The 15,094-nt window shown below is 74.8% G+C and carries 16 protein-coding genes; 10 read left to right on the top strand and 6 right to left on the bottom strand.

Annotation, left to right across the window (positions count from 1 at the left end; genetic code table 11):
• Positions 1-2: 2 nt before the first annotated feature.
• A complete protein-coding gene (locus ACFWP2_RS21220) occupies positions 3-1,427 on the bottom strand; it encodes a hypothetical protein (protein ID WP_380453563.1) in 1,425 nt (474 codons plus the stop codon).
• A 130-nt stretch (positions 1,428-1,557) separates the two neighbouring features.
• The gene (locus ACFWP2_RS21215) at positions 1,558-2,496 is read right to left on the bottom strand and encodes an FAD-dependent oxidoreductase (protein ID WP_380453561.1); all 939 of its coding nucleotides are present in this window, start codon (positions 2,494-2,496) and stop codon (positions 1,558-1,560) included.
• 127 nt (positions 2,497-2,623) lie between these two features.
• Here ACFWP2_RS21215 and ACFWP2_RS21210 point away from each other — a divergent pair, with 127 nt between their 5' ends.
• The gene (locus tag ACFWP2_RS21210) at positions 2,624-3,550 is read left to right on the top strand and encodes a LysR family transcriptional regulator (protein ID WP_380453559.1); all 927 of its coding nucleotides are present in this window, start codon (positions 2,624-2,626) and stop codon (positions 3,548-3,550) included.
• A 112-nt stretch (positions 3,551-3,662) separates the two neighbouring features.
• Here ACFWP2_RS21210 and ACFWP2_RS21205 read toward each other — a convergent pair whose 3' ends face one another.
• Positions 3,663-4,148: a cysteine/serine endopeptidase inhibitor gene (locus ACFWP2_RS21205; protein ID WP_380453557.1), complete on the bottom strand. Its 486-nt coding sequence runs from the start codon at positions 4,146-4,148 to the stop codon at positions 3,663-3,665.
• A gap of 315 nt (positions 4,149-4,463) precedes the next feature.
• Here ACFWP2_RS21205 and ACFWP2_RS21200 point away from each other — a divergent pair, with 315 nt between their 5' ends.
• The 3 genes from ACFWP2_RS21200 (at position 4,464) to ACFWP2_RS21190 (ending at position 5,964) form a co-directional block, all read left to right on the top strand.
• Positions 4,464-4,658 (top strand): hypothetical protein, encoded by a 195-nt coding sequence (locus ACFWP2_RS21200; RefSeq protein WP_380453555.1) that lies wholly within the window; start codon positions 4,464-4,466, stop codon positions 4,656-4,658.
• A 161-nt stretch (positions 4,659-4,819) separates the two neighbouring features.
• The gene (locus ACFWP2_RS21195; RefSeq protein WP_380453552.1) at positions 4,820-5,473 is read left to right on the top strand and encodes a 4'-phosphopantetheinyl transferase; all 654 of its coding nucleotides are present in this window, start codon (positions 4,820-4,822) and stop codon (positions 5,471-5,473) included.
• A gap of 107 nt (positions 5,474-5,580) precedes the next feature.
• Positions 5,581-5,964, top strand: coding sequence for a barstar family protein (locus ACFWP2_RS21190; RefSeq protein WP_380453550.1), 384 nt, complete (start codon positions 5,581-5,583; stop codon positions 5,962-5,964).
• A 137-nt stretch (positions 5,965-6,101) separates the two neighbouring features.
• Here the strand turns inward: ACFWP2_RS21190 and ACFWP2_RS21185 are convergent, their stop codons facing one another.
• Positions 6,102-6,788 carry a polysaccharide deacetylase family protein gene (locus tag ACFWP2_RS21185; protein WP_380453545.1) on the bottom strand — a complete coding sequence of 229 codons (687 nt, stop codon included), beginning with the start codon at positions 6,786-6,788 and terminating at the stop codon, positions 6,102-6,104.
• A gap of 58 nt (positions 6,789-6,846) precedes the next feature.
• Here ACFWP2_RS21185 and ACFWP2_RS21180 point away from each other — a divergent pair, with 58 nt between their 5' ends.
• The 3 genes from ACFWP2_RS21180 to ACFWP2_RS21170 all read left to right on the top strand — a co-directional run bounded on the left by ACFWP2_RS21180 (position 6,847) and on the right by ACFWP2_RS21170 (position 9,786).
• A complete protein-coding gene (locus ACFWP2_RS21180; RefSeq protein ID WP_380453543.1) occupies positions 6,847-7,152 on the top strand; it encodes a hypothetical protein in 306 nt (101 codons plus the stop codon).
• A 158-nt stretch (positions 7,153-7,310) separates the two neighbouring features.
• Positions 7,311-8,972 carry a CehA/McbA family metallohydrolase gene (locus ACFWP2_RS21175; RefSeq protein ID WP_380453541.1) on the top strand — a complete coding sequence of 554 codons (1,662 nt, stop codon included), beginning with the start codon at positions 7,311-7,313 and terminating at the stop codon, positions 8,970-8,972.
• 319 nt (positions 8,973-9,291) lie between these two features.
• Complete coding sequence (locus ACFWP2_RS21170; RefSeq protein ID WP_380453538.1) at positions 9,292-9,786, top strand: ATP-binding protein; 495 nt, start codon at positions 9,292-9,294, stop codon at positions 9,784-9,786.
• Between the two features lie 61 nt (positions 9,787-9,847).
• Here ACFWP2_RS21170 and ACFWP2_RS21165 read toward each other — a convergent pair whose 3' ends face one another.
• Positions 9,848-10,306, bottom strand: a complete 459-nt coding sequence (locus tag ACFWP2_RS21165) for a DinB family protein (protein ID WP_380453630.1) — start codon at positions 10,304-10,306, stop codon at positions 9,848-9,850.
• A gap of 318 nt (positions 10,307-10,624) precedes the next feature.
• Here ACFWP2_RS21165 and ACFWP2_RS21160 point away from each other — a divergent pair, with 318 nt between their 5' ends.
• The 3 genes from ACFWP2_RS21160 to ACFWP2_RS21150 all read left to right on the top strand — a co-directional run bounded on the left by ACFWP2_RS21160 (position 10,625) and on the right by ACFWP2_RS21150 (position 14,215).
• A complete protein-coding gene (locus ACFWP2_RS21160) occupies positions 10,625-11,437 on the top strand; it encodes a class I SAM-dependent methyltransferase (protein ID WP_380453536.1) in 813 nt (270 codons plus the stop codon).
• A gap of 236 nt (positions 11,438-11,673) precedes the next feature.
• Entirely contained in the window at positions 11,674-13,290 is a 1,617-nt protein-coding gene (locus ACFWP2_RS21155; protein WP_380453534.1) for an MFS transporter, read from the top strand.
• A gap of 172 nt (positions 13,291-13,462) precedes the next feature.
• On the top strand, positions 13,463-14,215 hold the full coding sequence (locus ACFWP2_RS21150; protein WP_380453531.1) for a hypothetical protein: 753 nt from the start codon (positions 13,463-13,465) through the stop codon (positions 14,213-14,215).
• Between the two features lie 115 nt (positions 14,216-14,330).
• Here ACFWP2_RS21150 and ACFWP2_RS21145 read toward each other — a convergent pair whose 3' ends face one another.
• Entirely contained in the window at positions 14,331-15,056 is a 726-nt protein-coding gene (locus tag ACFWP2_RS21145; protein WP_380453529.1) for an alpha/beta fold hydrolase, read from the bottom strand.
• Positions 15,057-15,094 lie beyond the last annotated feature (38 nt).

Here is a 15,094-nt window from a genome sequence, read left to right as displayed (position 1 = left end):
CCTCAGACGCGGATCCGGACCGGTGGGGCGACGGAGGGCGGGGAGCAGCGGGGGGTGGCCGCACAGACGGTGAGCGGTCTGGCGTGGGGGCCGTCGAGGACCTGGACGGACCAGAGCACCGGGTAGCTGCCGCCGCAGATGCCGCAGCTCGGACGGGGCGCGGTGAAGCCCGGCGCCGGCGGAGCCGCGGGCATCGGGGGCGCGACGGGCGGCGGCGGAGGCGGCGCGGCCGGCGGGGCGGGTGGCACCGGCGGGGCGAGCGGGGGTGGGGGTGCGGCGCCCCAGGCGGGAAGGTCCGCGGCGAGGGCCTGGAAGTCGTGCCCGCACTCGGAGCAGGTGTCCAGGACGGATTCGGTGCGCATGTCGCCGCAGCTCGGGCAGAAGGTCACCGGCTGCTCGTCGGCGACGGTGCTCTCGCAGCGCACGCAGACGAAGTCGGGGTCGATCCTGGACTGTTGGAAGATCGACCCGAAGATCAGGAAGGGGTTGGGGTCGCCGTCCTTCTCGTACGTCGTCTGGACGACGGAGGCGATCGTCTTGAGCCGGCTCTTGCGCTGCCGCAGCCGCTTGAGGTCCAGGTTCACCACCTTGGTCTGCCGGCAGTCCCGGCAGGTGCAGAGCGTGCGGACGGGCAGGCGCGAGCGGATGCCGAACTGGCGGTGCAGGAACTCGAAGGCCGGGCGGTCCGCCTCGGCGACCGCCACCTCCACGGAGCCCAGCCCTCCCGAGCTGAGGCCGCCCTCCACCACGGCCGCCAACCGTGCGACGTCGGCGGCCAGTTGGTCCGGCACGCCCTGCGGCCGGCTGCCGATCATCACCGGGATCGCCAGCAGGCTGCGGGCGGTGGCCATGTCCATCGCCAGGTAGCCGGCCGGGGAACGGAACACGATGCGCTCGATGCCCTCCCACAGGGACGGTCCGGTGGAGCGGCGCCCGCCGGAGAGCCGCTCGTTGACGCGGGCGGCGACCCCGCCGACGAAGCGTTGGCCGGTCTCGTGGTGCCGGGCCAGGCCGTCGGCCCGAGGTGCGCGGGTCCACCACCGGGGCGGGGGGAAGCCCGCCCCGGCCGCCGTCGGGTCGAGGCCGCCGAGGGCCTGGTCGAGGGCCAGCAGCGCGGCCTGGAAGGCGGCCACGTACGGGTCCTGGACGCCCAGCGCGATCACCGAGATCGCCCGGTCCGTCAAGTGCAGGGACACCGCGGTGCGTTCGTCCTCGACCGGAGCGAAGTGGAGGCGGGCCGCCAGCGGCACCTGGTCGGGCAGGAGCATCGCCGAGCGGACGGCGGAGCCGCGCCGGGCCTCCACCACGGTGGCCATCTCCGAGGTGATCTGGAAGCCGAGCGAGCGCAGGACGTCCACGGCGGTGACCCGGACGCGCCCGGTGTCGGCGTGGACGCGGCGCTCCGCGTCGAGCGTGATCGAGGCCAAGGTTCCTCCGGAGACACGGAATTCGGGAGTGGAGCGGGATGGTCCCAGCGCGCAACCGTAGCGAAAACGTTCCGCCGGGGTGCCCTGATGGGGGCGGATCCCCGGCGTCCCGTCGCCACCGGGGCCCCGGTCAGCCCACCAGGGCGGCCGCGGCGTCGGCGCAGCCCCAGCTGAGGGTGACGCCGGCGCCGCCGTGGCCGTAGTTGTGGACGATCCGGCCGTCCGGGTCGGCTTCGAGGCGGGGGCCGCCGTGGCGGGCGGGGCGCAGGCCGACGGTGTGGCCGAGGACGCGGGCGTCGCGCAGTTGCGGGATGTGGGCCGTGCAGCGGGCCAGGATGGCCTCGGCGGTGCCCGGGTCGGGGACGGTGTTCCAGTCGCCCGGCTCGAAGGTGCCGCCGAGGACGACGTCGGAGCTGCGGGGGTGGACGTAGGTGTAGCCGGCCGGGTCGTCCTGGATGCGGGTCGAGGTGGGCAGGCCGGGGTTGGAGACCAGGACGAGCTGGCCCCGCACGGGGTGCACGGCCTGGTCCTCGCAGAGCTGCCGGGCGCCGATTCCGGTGGCGTTGACCACCACGGGCGCCCAGGCCAGGGCCTGCTCGAGGGTGTCGAGGCGGCGGTGGACGATCTCTCCCCCGTTGTCCAGGAACCGGCCGAGCAGCCAGGGCAGGTAGAGCGGCATCTCGACGGCCGGGGCCGTGAAGGACCAGCCGTCCGCGCACTCCGGTCCGCGTTCGGCGGCCGTCAGCCGGCGCAGGTCGGGGACGGCCTCGCCCCACCAGGGCAGGCCCGCCGGCTGCGGCTCGTGCGCCAGCATGCGGGTGCTGCGCATCGACACCCCGGGGACGCCCTCGGCGGCCTGGCGGGCGAACTCGGCGAAGGCGGTCGCGGACCAGTCCGCCACCTGGCCGCTCGTGCCCGTGGCGACGGGGAACCAGACGGCGGCGGCGACGGCCGAGGTCGTCGACAGCAGGCCGTCGGCCGTCACCACGACGGCCCGAAGTCCTCTCTCCTGAAGGCGGATCGCTGTGGTGAGCCCGATGATCCCGCTTCCGACCACGACGACGTCCATCGTGAACTCCTCCCTCGAAGGGCCGCCCACCGGGTGTCGGCGGCCGTCTCCAGGAAAGCCGGTCGCGTCGCAGGCCGTCCAAGACCGGTTCTGTCCCCGGGCGATAAACCGCGCTTATCATCGCCGGATGGATCTGCGGATCGATCTGCGCCGCATGCGCTACTTCGCCGTGCTGGCCGAGGAGTTGAACTTCACCCGGGCGGCCCGCCGGCTGCACGTGGCGCAGCCCGCGCTGAGCCAGCAGGTCAGGGCGCTGGAGCGGCAGCTCGGCGCGCAGCTGGTGGAGCGGACCAGCAGGGGCTGCGCGCTGACCCCGGTCGGGCGGGCCGTCGCCGAGGAGGCGCGGCGGGTGCTGCGGGAGGTGGCGGCGGCCGAGGAGCGGCTCGCGGCGGTGGTCCAGGGGCGGGAGGGGCGGCTGCGGGTGGCGTACACCCGCTCGGCCCGGGGCGGGGCCTGCGACGCCCTGGTGACGGAGTTCCGCAACCGCTACCCCCGGCTGGACGTCGCCCTGCAGACCGGCTGGACCTCGCACAACGTGGCCGAACTGCTCGCCGGACGGCTGGACGCGGCGTTCGTCCGGCCGCCGCTGGACGTTCCCGGGCTCGACTGCCGGGTCATCGCCGAGGAGGAGTTGCTGCTCGCCGTGCCGGCCGGCCATCCGCTGGCCCGCTCCCGGGCCCGGATCGGCCGGCACCGGATCGCGGACGAGCCGGTGGTGCTGTGGCCGCGGGAGAACGGGCCCGGGATGCACGCGCTGATCACCGGACAGCTGTGGCCGGGCCGGTCGCCGCGGATCGTACGGGAGGAACCGGACGACGAGCAGCTGCTGCTGGCGGTGGCGGCGGGGTACGGCATCGCGCCGATCCCGGAGGGCCGGGCCCGGGTGTTCCGGATACCCGGTGTCTGCCTGCGCCGGCTCACCGCCCCGGTGCCGACCGTCACGCTGGGGCTGGCCCACGATCCGCGGACGGCGCCGCCGGCCGTCCAGCTGCTGCTGGCGATGGCGCCGCCACTGGGGGAGGCCGGGGCGCCGCCCGGAGACGGTGGGCGGTGATCCCGAACCGCCGACACCCGCCCGCTGTTCAACCGACCGGCCACCGGGCCCCTCGGGGCCGCTGCCCGCCCCCGCGACCAGGCGGGGGCGGGCAGCGCCGTCAGGGGCGGGCTCAGCCGATGGTGGAGCCGGTGATCGGGGCGGAGAGCTCGACGGTCTTGCCGTTCAGGGCGGTCTTGACGAACTGCCAGCTCAGGCCGGAGATGACGCCCTTGTCCAGCGGGGCGAGCTTGGCGAAGGCCGGCTGGCTGAGGTCGATGTGGGTGGAGTCGCAGGAGGGGCACTGGTCCTTCACCGGGACGGTGATGGTCTTGCCCTGGTAGGTGACCTTGACCGAAATGCCCTTGCAGACCGGGTCGTTGTTGGGGTTGGCGGTGGTCCACCAGGTGTGCGAGACGGCGACCAGCATCTGGGTGGCGGCGTTGATCTGGGTGCCGCAGGCGCCGTAGCCGGCGTCGTTGTAGTAGGTGGCCTTGCCGGTCATGGGCTTGTTGATCGGTATCGCGGCGCTGGCGGAGCCGGCCGTGAGGGCGATGAGGGCGGCTGCGGCGAGCGGGGCGCCCGCGAGGATCCTGAGGTTCTTGCCGATGGCGCGCATGGTTCGTTCCCTCCGGTTGAGGTGCAGGTCATGAGCGGTGCAGGTGCCGTACAGGTGCGGTGCGGGTGCACTTCAGGTCATGAGCATGACATTCGGAACTCGACGCATTCGCACGACAGTTCGGCGCCCGAATGTCCGCCCCCGTGGAGGAAAGGTATGCGTCCGCCCGCAAGGTGGTCCAGACCTTCGCGATGTTGGCATGAACACAAGGCAGGCATCTTTACCAATACGGCCGAAGGGGCGAAGATGCGTGACCGCCCCACCACGGAGGGTGTTGACAGCCCGTCACCCGAACCCCTCCGGAGGCCCCCTCAGATGCGCACCTCGCTCGTCGCCCTGCTCCTCGGCACCGTCCTGCTCCCGACCACCGCACCCCTCGCCGCCGACGCGGCACCCCGCGAGGTGAACCAGGGCTACAGCATCCCGGTCGCCGGCGTGACCGACCTCGGCGCGCTGCCCGTCCTCGGCAGCCTCGGGCTGGACTTCGCCCACCTGCTCCTGCCGCAGTGACGACCGCCGCACCAGGCCCGGGCGCTGCGTGAGGAGGCGGCCGCCTCCGAGCAGCCGGGCCGCCCGGCCTTGCTCCCCGATCGCCCGCCAAGATCCCTCCGCGCGGGTTACCCTCGTCCCGCGCGGCGAGCCGGCCGCGCGGCCGACCGAGGGGGGAACGGATGATCGGGGACCTGCTGCCGGACGTCGTGGTGACCGAGGTGGCCTACGACGACCCGCCGGAGGCCCGGCTGGAGCCCGAGGAGGAGCCGGCCGTCGCCCGGGCCGTCGACAAGCGGCGCCGCGAGTTCACCACCGTCCGGCACTGCGCCCGGACCGCCCTCGCCCGGCTCGGCGTCCCGTACCAGCCGCTCGTCCCGGGCCTGCGCGGCGCGCCGAGCTGGCCGGACGGCGTGGTCGGCAGCCTCACCCACTGCGACGGGTTCCGCGCCGCGGCCGTCGCCCGGGCCGGTGTCCTCGTCTCCGTCGGCATCGACGCCGAGCCCGCGCTGGCGCTGCCGGAGGGCGTCCAGGAGACCGTCGCGCTGCCGGTCGAGCGGCAGCGGCTCGCCAAGCTGGCGGCCGAGCACCCGGGCGTCCCGTGGGACCGCATCCTGTTCAGCGCCAAGGAGTCGGTCTACAAGGCCTGGTTCCCGCTGACCCGGCTGTTCCTGGACTTCGACGAGGCCGAACTGGACCTCTCCCCGGACGGCACCTTCACCGCCCGGCTGCTCGTCCCGGGCCCGGTGGTCGACGGCCGCCGGCTCGACGGCTTCGACGGCCGCTGGGCGGTCCGGGACGGGCTGCTCGCGACCGCGATCGCCGTCTCCCCCTGACGTCCCTCCTGACGTCCCGCCGGACGTCACCCCTGCCCGCCCCGGCATCCTCCCCGATCTCCCCGGCGCCCTCCGACCCGCCGTCGACGCGGCATATCCTCGACCCCGTGACGGTGACGTATGTGATCGACGGCAACGGGATCAGGACCCTGGACGACTTCTGGGACGTGGTCGGGCGGACCATCGGCGAGGACGGCTACTTCGGCCGCAACCTCGACGCCTTCGCCGACTGCCTGCGCGGCGGCTACGGCACGCCCGAGGACGGCGACTGGGTCATCGAGTGGCGCCACCACGAGGTCTCCCGCCGCAACCTCGGCCACCCGGAGACGGTCCGCCGGCTGGAGCTGCGGCTGGCCCACGCCCACCCCACCAACCGCGCGCGCATCACCGCCGAGCTGGAGGCCGCCCGGGCGGGCCGGGGGCCGACGGTCTTCGACTGGCTGGTCCGGATCATCGAGGAGGAGCACCCGGGCGGCCTGCGCCTGGCCTGAGCCGACGAGCCCGAGGCGCGCGGCCCGAGGCGTCCGGCCCGAGGCCCGGCCGGAGGCGTCCGGCCCGATGCGTCCGGCGGCCAGCGGCGTCCGGCCTGAAGCCACCTGGGCCTCCCGGCCCGGGCCGGGACGTCCGGCTACAGCACCTCCGAGAGCCGGACGAAGCGCCGCCCCGCCGCCAGCAGCCCCGGCAGCGCCGCCGCCACCCCGGGGGCGGTGCCGCCTCCCGGGTGGTTCAGGTGGCCGATCACGATCGCGCCGGGCGGGGCGGAGGCGAACTCCTGCCGCACCTCGGCGGCCCGCAGCGTCGCCCCGCCGTCCCCGTTCACGCTGAAGCCCGCCACGCGCTGGCCCAGGTCGGCGACCACCCGGGTGGCGACGTCGTCGTAGTGCGCGGTGCCGGAGCGGAAGAACCGGGGCGGGTGCCCGAGCAGTTCCGTGAGCTTCCGGGCGTTGCCCGCCACCTCGTCGTACACCTCGGCGACGTCGCCCGTGCCGGCGATGCCGTAGGCGGAGCGGCCGGTGACCGAGAGCGGGCGGTGGACGGTGCCGTGGTTGCCGATCTCGAACAGCGGGTCGGCGGCGAGCTGCTCGAACTCGTCCGGGTTGGCGTCGATCCAGCGGGCGTTCAGGAAGAGCGTGGCCGGCACGGCGTGCGCCCGCAGGAAGTCGATCAGGTCGGCGTCGTAGCCGTTGCCGCCGGGGCCGCCGCAGGCGTCGAAGGTGAGCGCTGTGGCGCTCTCGCCGTCCGGCAGGTCGGTGATCACCCCGGAGACCTCCAGGCCCCACTCGCTCGGGGCCAGCGCCCCGTACCGCTCGACCACCTGGGCCCGGGTCGGCTGGTGCGCGGGTTCCGGCGCGGGCGTCGAGGTGGGCGACGGCGTGGGCGCCGGCGCGGACGTCGGTGCGGACGTCGGTGCGGCGGCGGCCTCGGCAGGCCCTCCGGACGGCGTCGCGAGCGGCTCGGTGGAGGTGGAGGTGGAGGTGGAGGGTGCGACGGCCGGCGCGGCGGACGGTATCGCCGAGGCCGCCGGGTCCGAGCCCGCCGGTGCGGGCGGGCCGGCCTCCGCCGTCCTGCCGCCGCACCCCGCCAAGGCGCCTCCGGCCACCACCATGAGCAGCGTCCGCCGACTCACCGCCACGTCCGTCTCCCCTTTCCGCTATTTCTCATATAAACCGATGACATGACAATGAACCGACCATTCGTCACTCCCCGCAACTCGCCCCCGCCCCCGCCCGGCCCCTCTTCACCGACCCGCCCCGCCCCCGTGGGCCCCGACTCACCCCCGGTTCACTCGCCGGGGTAGGCACGCGAGCGACCCGCCCGCCCCGATCCGGAGGCCTCGATGCCGACCGAACCCAGCACCCCGCGCCCCGACCAGCCGACCACCCCGTCCGCCGTGCCGTCCGCCTTACCGCGCCCCGACCAGCCCGCCTCCCCGCCGGCCGCCGGGCCAGCCCGCCGTGACCTGCTCCGCACCGGCCTGGCCACCGGCGCCGCCACCGCCCTCGGCCTCGCCGCCACCGCCGGCCAGGCGCACGCCGCCCCCGCCGACGGCCCCGGCACCACCCCCACCGACCGCACCCTCACCCTCACCGGCCACCTGCCCACCGGCGCCCCCGACTTCGTCTACCTCCCGGTCGAAGTCCCCGAAGGCGTCCGGGAGATGGCCGTCACCTACGGCTACGACAAGCCGCCGGTCCCGGCCGGCACCCCCGGCAACTCCTGCGACATCGGCATCTTCGACGAGCGCGGCACCGACCTCGGCGGCCCCGGCTTCCGCGGCTGGTCCGGCGGCTTCCGCACCGGGTTCAGCCTCTCCCGCGGCGCCGCGACCCCCGGCTACCTCCCCGGCCCGATCAACCCCGGCACCTGGCACGTGGTCCTCGGCCCCTACCAGGTGGCCCCGCAGGGCCTGGACTACCACGTCGAGGTCACCCTCCGGTTCGGCACACCCGGGCCGAAGTTCACCCCGCAGTACCCGGCGGAGCGCGCCCGCGGCCGCGGCCGGGCCTGGTACCGCGGCGACTGCCACCTGCACACCGTCCACTCCGACGGGCGGCGCAAGCCCGAGGAGGTGGCGGCCGGGGCACGCGCGGCCGGCCTCGACTTCATCGTCTCGACCGACCACAACACCAGCTCCTCGCACGCCGCCTGGGGCCCGCTGGCCGGCCCCGACCTGCTGATCCTGCCGGGCGAGGAGATCACCACCCGCAACGGCCACTGGCTGGCCCTCGGGCTGGAGCCCGGCCAGTTCGTCGACTGGCGCTACCGCTCGCGCGACGAGGAGTACCCCCGCTTCGTCCGCCAGGTCCACCGGGCCGGCGGCCTGGTCGTGCCCGCGCACCCGTACTGCCCCTACGTCGCCTGCCAGTGGAAGTTCGGCTACGAGGAGGCCGACGCCGTCGAGGTGTGGAACGGCCCCTGGACGTACGACGACGAGTCCGCGGTGGACACCTGGGACGGCCGGCTCGCCGTCGCCCTGCGCGAGGGCCGCTCCTGGCTGCCCGCCCTGGGCAACAGCGACGCGCACAGCGAACCGCAGGTCATCGGCTCCCCCCACACCGTGGTGCTGGCCGAGGACCTCACCCGGGACGCGATCCTCGACGGGCTGCGCGCCGGGCGCAGCTGGCTGGCCGAATCCCCGGCCGTCGAGGTGGACTTCACCGTGACCGGGCACGGCCGCCGGGCAGGCGTCGGCGAGGAGCTGACCGTCCCGGGCGACGCCCCGCTGGACGTCCGGCTCACCGTCTCCGGCGTGCCCGGCGGGACGGTCCGCCTGCTCACGGACGAGGGGCAGATGCACCAGGAGTCGCTGCCCGCCGACGGCGCCGGCACCGTGGTCTGGCGCACCACCGCCTCGCTCGCCGCGTACGTCCGGGCCGAGGTGCGCCACCCGAAGGCGGACGGCACCCCGGGCAAGGGCAACGCGATGGGCCCCGACCTGCCCTGGGGCCCGATGGCGGCGCTCACCAACCCGGTCGTGCTGCGCACCGGGGACCGGTAGCGGCCCGCGGCGGGCGCCCCGACCGCCCGCCGCACCGCCCCCGACTCCCCGTCGGCTGCCCCGCCGCACCGCCACCGCCCGGCCACCGACCGGCCCCCGACCGGCCGCCGGGCGGCCACCGACCGGTCCGCCGACCCGCCCAGGAACCGGATGGGGGACGACTCGGGCCACCCGTTTGGACTAGGTTGATCCCCGAAACGCATCAGTCGTAGGGACGAGGCGGTCGGTTGTCCGGATATGGGCCGACCAGCCCCTTCGCACTCCGACCGCCCCGCCCCGGCTCCCCGTCCGTCCCCGGCCCGCGAAGGGATCAGCAGCTGTGAACCGTACGACCGTAGGTGGGCCGGAGCTCGGGGGCGGCCGTGGCGCCGGGGGCGTCCTCGTCCTCGTCGACCCGGCCGGGGCCGGGAACAGCCCGGTCGCGGAGCTGCTCGCCCGGGAGCTGAACCCGAGCGTCCACCTGCGGACGGACGACTTCCTGCGGGTCATCCGCAGCGGCCAGCTCCCGCCCCACCTGCCCGAGGCCGGGCGCCAGAACGCCACCGCCCTGGCCGCGGCCGCCCAGGCCGCCTTCGCCTACGCCACCCGCGGCTACCAGGTCGTGGTGGAGGCCTCCGCCGCCCCGGCCGCCCTCGACACCTTCCGCCGCGAGAGCCGCACCACCGGCGCCGCCCTCCACTACGTCGTCCTCCACGCCGGCCCGGCCCCCAAGCCCGCCACCCACAGCCTCGACACCACCGCCCTCACCCCCGAGGCCACCGCCGGCTCCGTCCTCGCCGCCCTCACCCACCGCACCCACCTCCTCGGCTGGTAGGCCCCGGCACTCGCCCGAGGCCGCCGGTCCCCGGCCGGCGCCCGACACGGTCAGCCCGCTCCTACGCCCCCACCGCGCCGTCGATCGCCTCACGCAGGAAGTCGGCGTGGCCGTTGTGCCGGGCGTACTCGTGGATCAGGTGGAGCATCACCAGCCGCAGCGACACCTCGGCGTCCCAGCGGGCCTGGTAGCCGGTGACGTCGAGGGAGTCGGCGGCGAGCTCGATGCGGCGGGAGTGCTCGACCTCGGCCTGCCAGGCGGTGAAGGCCTCGGCGCGGGTGGCGCCGGCGGGGTCGTAGGCGGCCTGGTAGTCGCCGTCCTCGGACCAGACCAGCGGCAGGTCCTCGCCGTCGATCACCCGGCGGAACCAGGCGCGCTCGACCTCCGCCATGTGCCGGACCAGCCCGAGCAGGCTCAGCGTGGAGGGCGGACTGGAGCGCAGCCGCAACTGCTCGTCGGTCAGGCCCTCGCACTTCAGGGCGAGGGTCGCCCGGTGGAAGTCGAGGAAGCCGCGCAGCATCTCGCGCTCGCCGCCGGTCAGCGGCGGGGCGGGGCGGTCGTCGGGGACGTTCACGGTGGCGTTCTCCTCGCGGTGGTAGGAAGTCCCCGCGGACTGTAGCGAACCGTCCGGCCCGTCCGGAGGTCATTTTTTCCCGGCCCCGCGTGGTGGTGCCCCCGGCGCCCCGAGCCCCCGGAACCCCTCGGGGCACCAGCACGCGACCGTTGTCCGCGGGAGACGCTCCGATCACGTACCGTGTTCGGACCACCACAGGTTTGGGTACGTACCCTCGGCGCGCCCGACCGCCGGGCGCCCACCGACCAGGAGACCCAGCGGCCCATGGACCACAACCGCATCCCCCCTACCGTGCGCAAGACCTACGGCACCGATGACCTGGCCAAGGTCGCCAGCTTCGCCGGAGGCTTCATCAATTTCGGCTACTGGCAGGGGATCGACCTCGCCGCCCCGACCACCGAGGACCGGGTGCGCAGCCAGGAGCAGCTCTACCGGCGGGTGTTGCGGGAGTTCCCCGAGCCGAGGGAACGGCTGCGACTGGCGGAGGTGGGCTGCGGGCGCGGGCTGGGTTCGGCGCTGGCGCTGCGGGAGTTCCGGTTCGCGGCGGTGACGGGGGTGGACATCCACCCGGACCAGATCGAGCGGGCCCGGGCCGTCAACGCGAGAGCCCTGGCCACGTACCCCGATCGGCTGGCGTACACCCTGGGATCGGCGGACGAACTCCCGTTCTCCGACGGCTATCTGGACGGTGTCTTCTCCGTCGAGGCGGCCCAGCACTTCCGTGAGCTGACCGGCTTCGCCCGGGAGAGCGCCCGCGTCCTGCGCCCCGGCGGCCGGCTGGTCGTGACCACCTTCTTCACCGCCCCCGGCCCGGACGTCGCCGAGCGCCTCAAGATCCTGCTCGCCAGTTTCGCCGACGGCCTCGACATCGCCCACCCGCTCGACGACTTCACCGCCGGCCTCACCCGCTTCGGCTTCACGGACGTCACCACCGAGTCCATCGGCGCCCACGTCTGGCCGGGCTTCGACCGCTACCTCACCGACGCCGTCCCCACCTCCCACTGGTCCCGCAACTTCCTGGCCGCCTGGCGCGACGGCCTCGTGGACTACCACGTCGTCACCGCCACCCGGATCTGACCGCCCCCGCTCGCGTCCTGCCGACTCACGTCCTGCCGGAACCCGGCTGTGCAGGCGCGGCACAACGGTGGGCGCTGACGGTCAAGCCCGCCGCCGCGGCCGGGCGCTAGCGTTCCCGGGGCGGGGAGCGAGGGGCTCTCCCGGGACCGCCCGACGACGTCGACCGCCCCCCGTACCGTCGCGTCGTCGGGCCTCCCGTCGGCAGTGTGCGAAGAGGCGGGGCAGGTGGTACGTCGATGACCGGGACCGACGGCGGACAGGCCGGCGCCGCGAGCGGTTCGGCCTGGTCGCCGCTGCGCCGGCGGGTCTTCCGCGACCTCTGGCTGGCCCAGTTCACCTCGAACGTCGGCAGCTGGATGCAGACCGTCGGCGCCCAGTGGCTGCTGGTCGGACACGGCGCGGCCCAGGTGTCCCTGGTCCAGCTCGCCGCGGGTCTGCCGGTGCTCTTCCTCGCCCTGCCGGCCGGGGTCCTCGCGGACCTCGTGGACCGGCGCCGCCTGCTGCTGGCGATGCAGGCCGCCATGGCGCTGGTGGCCGCCGCGCTGACCGTACTGGCGTTCACGGGACGGCTCGGGCCCTGGACACTGCTGGCGCTCACCTTCCTCCTGGGCTGCGGGAACGCGCTCAACGGCCCGGCCTGGCAGGCGGTGCAGCCCTCGCTCGTCCCCCGGGAGGAGTTGCGGCAGGCCGCGGCCCTGGGGGCGGTGAACCTCAACCTGGCGCGCGCCGTCGGCCCGGCCCTCGGCGGGGTGCTGATCGCCGCCCTCGGGGTCGGCTGGACCTTCGCCGTCAACGCCGCCTCCTTCCTGGCGATCCTGGCCGTGCTGGCGACCTGGCGCCCCGGCGGCGGGGCGCGGGCGCCGCAGCCGGGTCAGGAGCGCGAGCACCTGATCGCGGCCCTGCGGGCCGGCGGCCGGTACGTCCGCAGCGCACCGCGCATCCGCCGGATCCTGCTGCGCAGCGCCCTGTTCGTCCCCGGCGCCTCCGCCCTGTGGACGCTGCTGCCGGTGTCCGCGCACGAGTCCCTCGGTCTCGGGGCGGCCGGTTACGGCCTCCTGCTGGGTGCCGTGGGGCTGGGAGCGGTCGCGGGAGCGGCGGCGCTGCCCGCGCTCTCGCGACAGGTCGGCGGAAACGGCGCGCTGGCGCTCGCCGGGGCCGTCTTCGCGGGCGCGCTGGTGGCGCTGGCCGCCGGCGCGAGCGTGCCGGTCGCCTTCCTGGCCCTGGTCCTGGCGGGAGCGGCCTGGATCACGGCGCTGTCCACCCTGAACGCGGGCCTCCAGGTCGCCCTGCCGGCGTGGGTGCGGGCCCGCGCCTCGGCCTTCTACCTGCTCGTCTTCCAGGGCGGCAGCGCCCTCGGTTCGCTGTGCTGGGGGCAGGTGGCCCAGCACGCCGGACTGTCCGTGGCGATGCTCCTGGCGGCCCTGACCCTCCTCGTCGGGGTGCTGACGCTGCGAGGGCTGCCCCTGCTCGGCGGCCGGACCGATCCGACGCTCTCCGAGGCGTGGCCCGAACCCCGGCTGGCCGTCGAACCGGCGCCGCAGGACGGGCCGGTCCTGGTGACCGTGACGTACCAGGTGCGGGCGGAACGGGCTCCGGCGTTCGTCGCGGCGATGCGGAAGGTGGAGTCCTCCCGGCGCCGGACGGGCGCGGTCACCTGGGGCCTGTACCGGGACGCCGCCCGGCCGGAGCGGTTCGTCGAGTCGTTCACCGTGACGTCGTGGTCGGAGCACTGCGCCCAGCACCACGGGCGCTACACCGGTACCGACCACGCCTTCGAGGCCGACGCCCGCGAACTGCTCACCCGGGAACCGGCCGTCAAGCACGCCCTGATGGCGCAGCACCGCGACGGGTGACGGGCGGGCCCGCACTCCCCGACGGGCGCGGGCGCGACAGGATCCGTACACATCGGGACAAGTCCCTCCTCCTCCCCGCTCATAGCCTCTGGGAACCGGGGCGGCCGCTCTCCGCGGCCGCCCCGGAACGTCCGAGTGCCCAGGGCACGTACCCAAAGCAAGGAGTGGAACGATGGTGGCAGTGGTGACGGAAGACGAGCACGTGCACAAGCCGGGCCCGACCGCGGCCGACACCGGCACCGGCACCGGCACCGGCACCGGCACCGAACCCAACCTGCACGCGATGACCCGGATCACCATGCGGCCGATCGCCTCGCCGATGCCCCTGGGCTTCTTCATGGTGGCCATCACCTCCGCCGTGGCCAGCAGCCATCAGCTCGGCCTGATCGACAGTGTGCACCGGCAGGCCGTGGCGCTCACGTTCTTCTCCGCCTTCGTGCTCCAACTGCTGGTCAGCATCCTCGCGTTCGGCGCCCGTGACGTCATCGCGGCGACGCTGATGGGCGGGTTCGCCGGCGCCTGGCTGGCCAACGGCCTGGTCACGGCCTCGGGTGCCCCCGGCGGCGCGCAGGTGCTGGGTGTGTTGAACCTGGTGTTCTCGGTCTTCGCCGCCCTGATGGCCTCGGTGGCGAGGCCGAAGCGGGTGCTGTGGGTGCTCCTGATGATCGCCGCACCGCGCTACTTCGTCGCCGGTCTGCACGGCGTCTCGGGCGTGGCCTGGCTGGGCTACGTGTCCGGAGCGCTGGGCATGCTCCTCGCGGCGGTCGCGATGTACTCGGCCCACGCCCTGCTGCTGGAGGAGCTCCGGGGCCGGGAGGTGCTGTGGATCGGGCGCAGCGGTCCCGTGCGGGACGCCATGCACGCGGATCTGACCAGCCAGCTGCACCGGCTGGAACAGCAGGCGGGCGTGCGCCGGACCCTGTAGTCGGCCCGTCCCATGCCGTCCGACCGCCCCGGTCCGATGGCGTGACGCGACTCGGCTGTGCTCCTTCCCGATCCCCCGGGAAGGAGCACAGCCGAGTCCCGCGTTCGGCCTCCGGTCAGCCGGCCACGGACCGGACGGCCTCGCGGATCACGTCCACGACCTGCTCGGGCCGGGAGAGCATGACCAGGTGCGAGGAGTCGAGCTCGACCGTGGTCGCCCCGGCGCGCCGGTAGCCGAACCGCTGGACCTCGGGGTTGAGGGTCCGGTCGGCGGCGGCGACGATCCCCCAGGACGGCTTGCTCCGCCACGCCGCCGTCGGCGCGGCCTCACCGAACGCCGCCGCGGCGAGCGGGCGCTGGGTGACGGCGAGGACCCGGGCGAGCCCGGGGTCGACATCGGCCGCGAAGATCGCCGGAAGGCGGTCGACCTCCACCGAGACGTCGGTGCCCTCGCCCTCCCCGCCGTCCAGCGGGAACGGGCTGTACACCAGCGCGGAGGCGAGCTCGGAGTCGGGGAAGCCGCCCTGCAGTTCGCCCAGGCTCTCCCCCTCCTCCAGCGCGTAACCCGCCAGGTACACCAGTGCCTTGACGTTCTCCTCGGCGCCCGCCACGGTGATCACCGCGCCGCCGTAGGAGTGGCCGACCAGCACGACCGGCCCGGGGATCCGCCGGACCACCGAGGCGATGTAGGCGGAGTCGCCGGTCAGGCTGCGGTTCGGCACGGCCGGCGCCACCACGTTCAGCCCGTCGGCGAGCAGGTGCGGGATGACCCGGGCGAAGCTGGAGGCATCGGCGAAGGCGCCGTGCACCAGCACGACGGTGGGTGTGTCATTGGTCGTCATGACTGAGTCCTCTTCGGATCGCTGAGTTCTTCGGGGCG

Origin of the sequence: Kitasatospora sp. NPDC058444 (genome assembly GCF_042721415.1) — a bacterium.
Classification (GTDB): Bacteria; Actinomycetota; Actinomycetes; order Streptomycetales; family Streptomycetaceae; genus Kitasatospora.
Note: the sequence above shows the minus strand (reverse complement) of the source record. Positions and strands in the feature narration are given on the sequence as shown.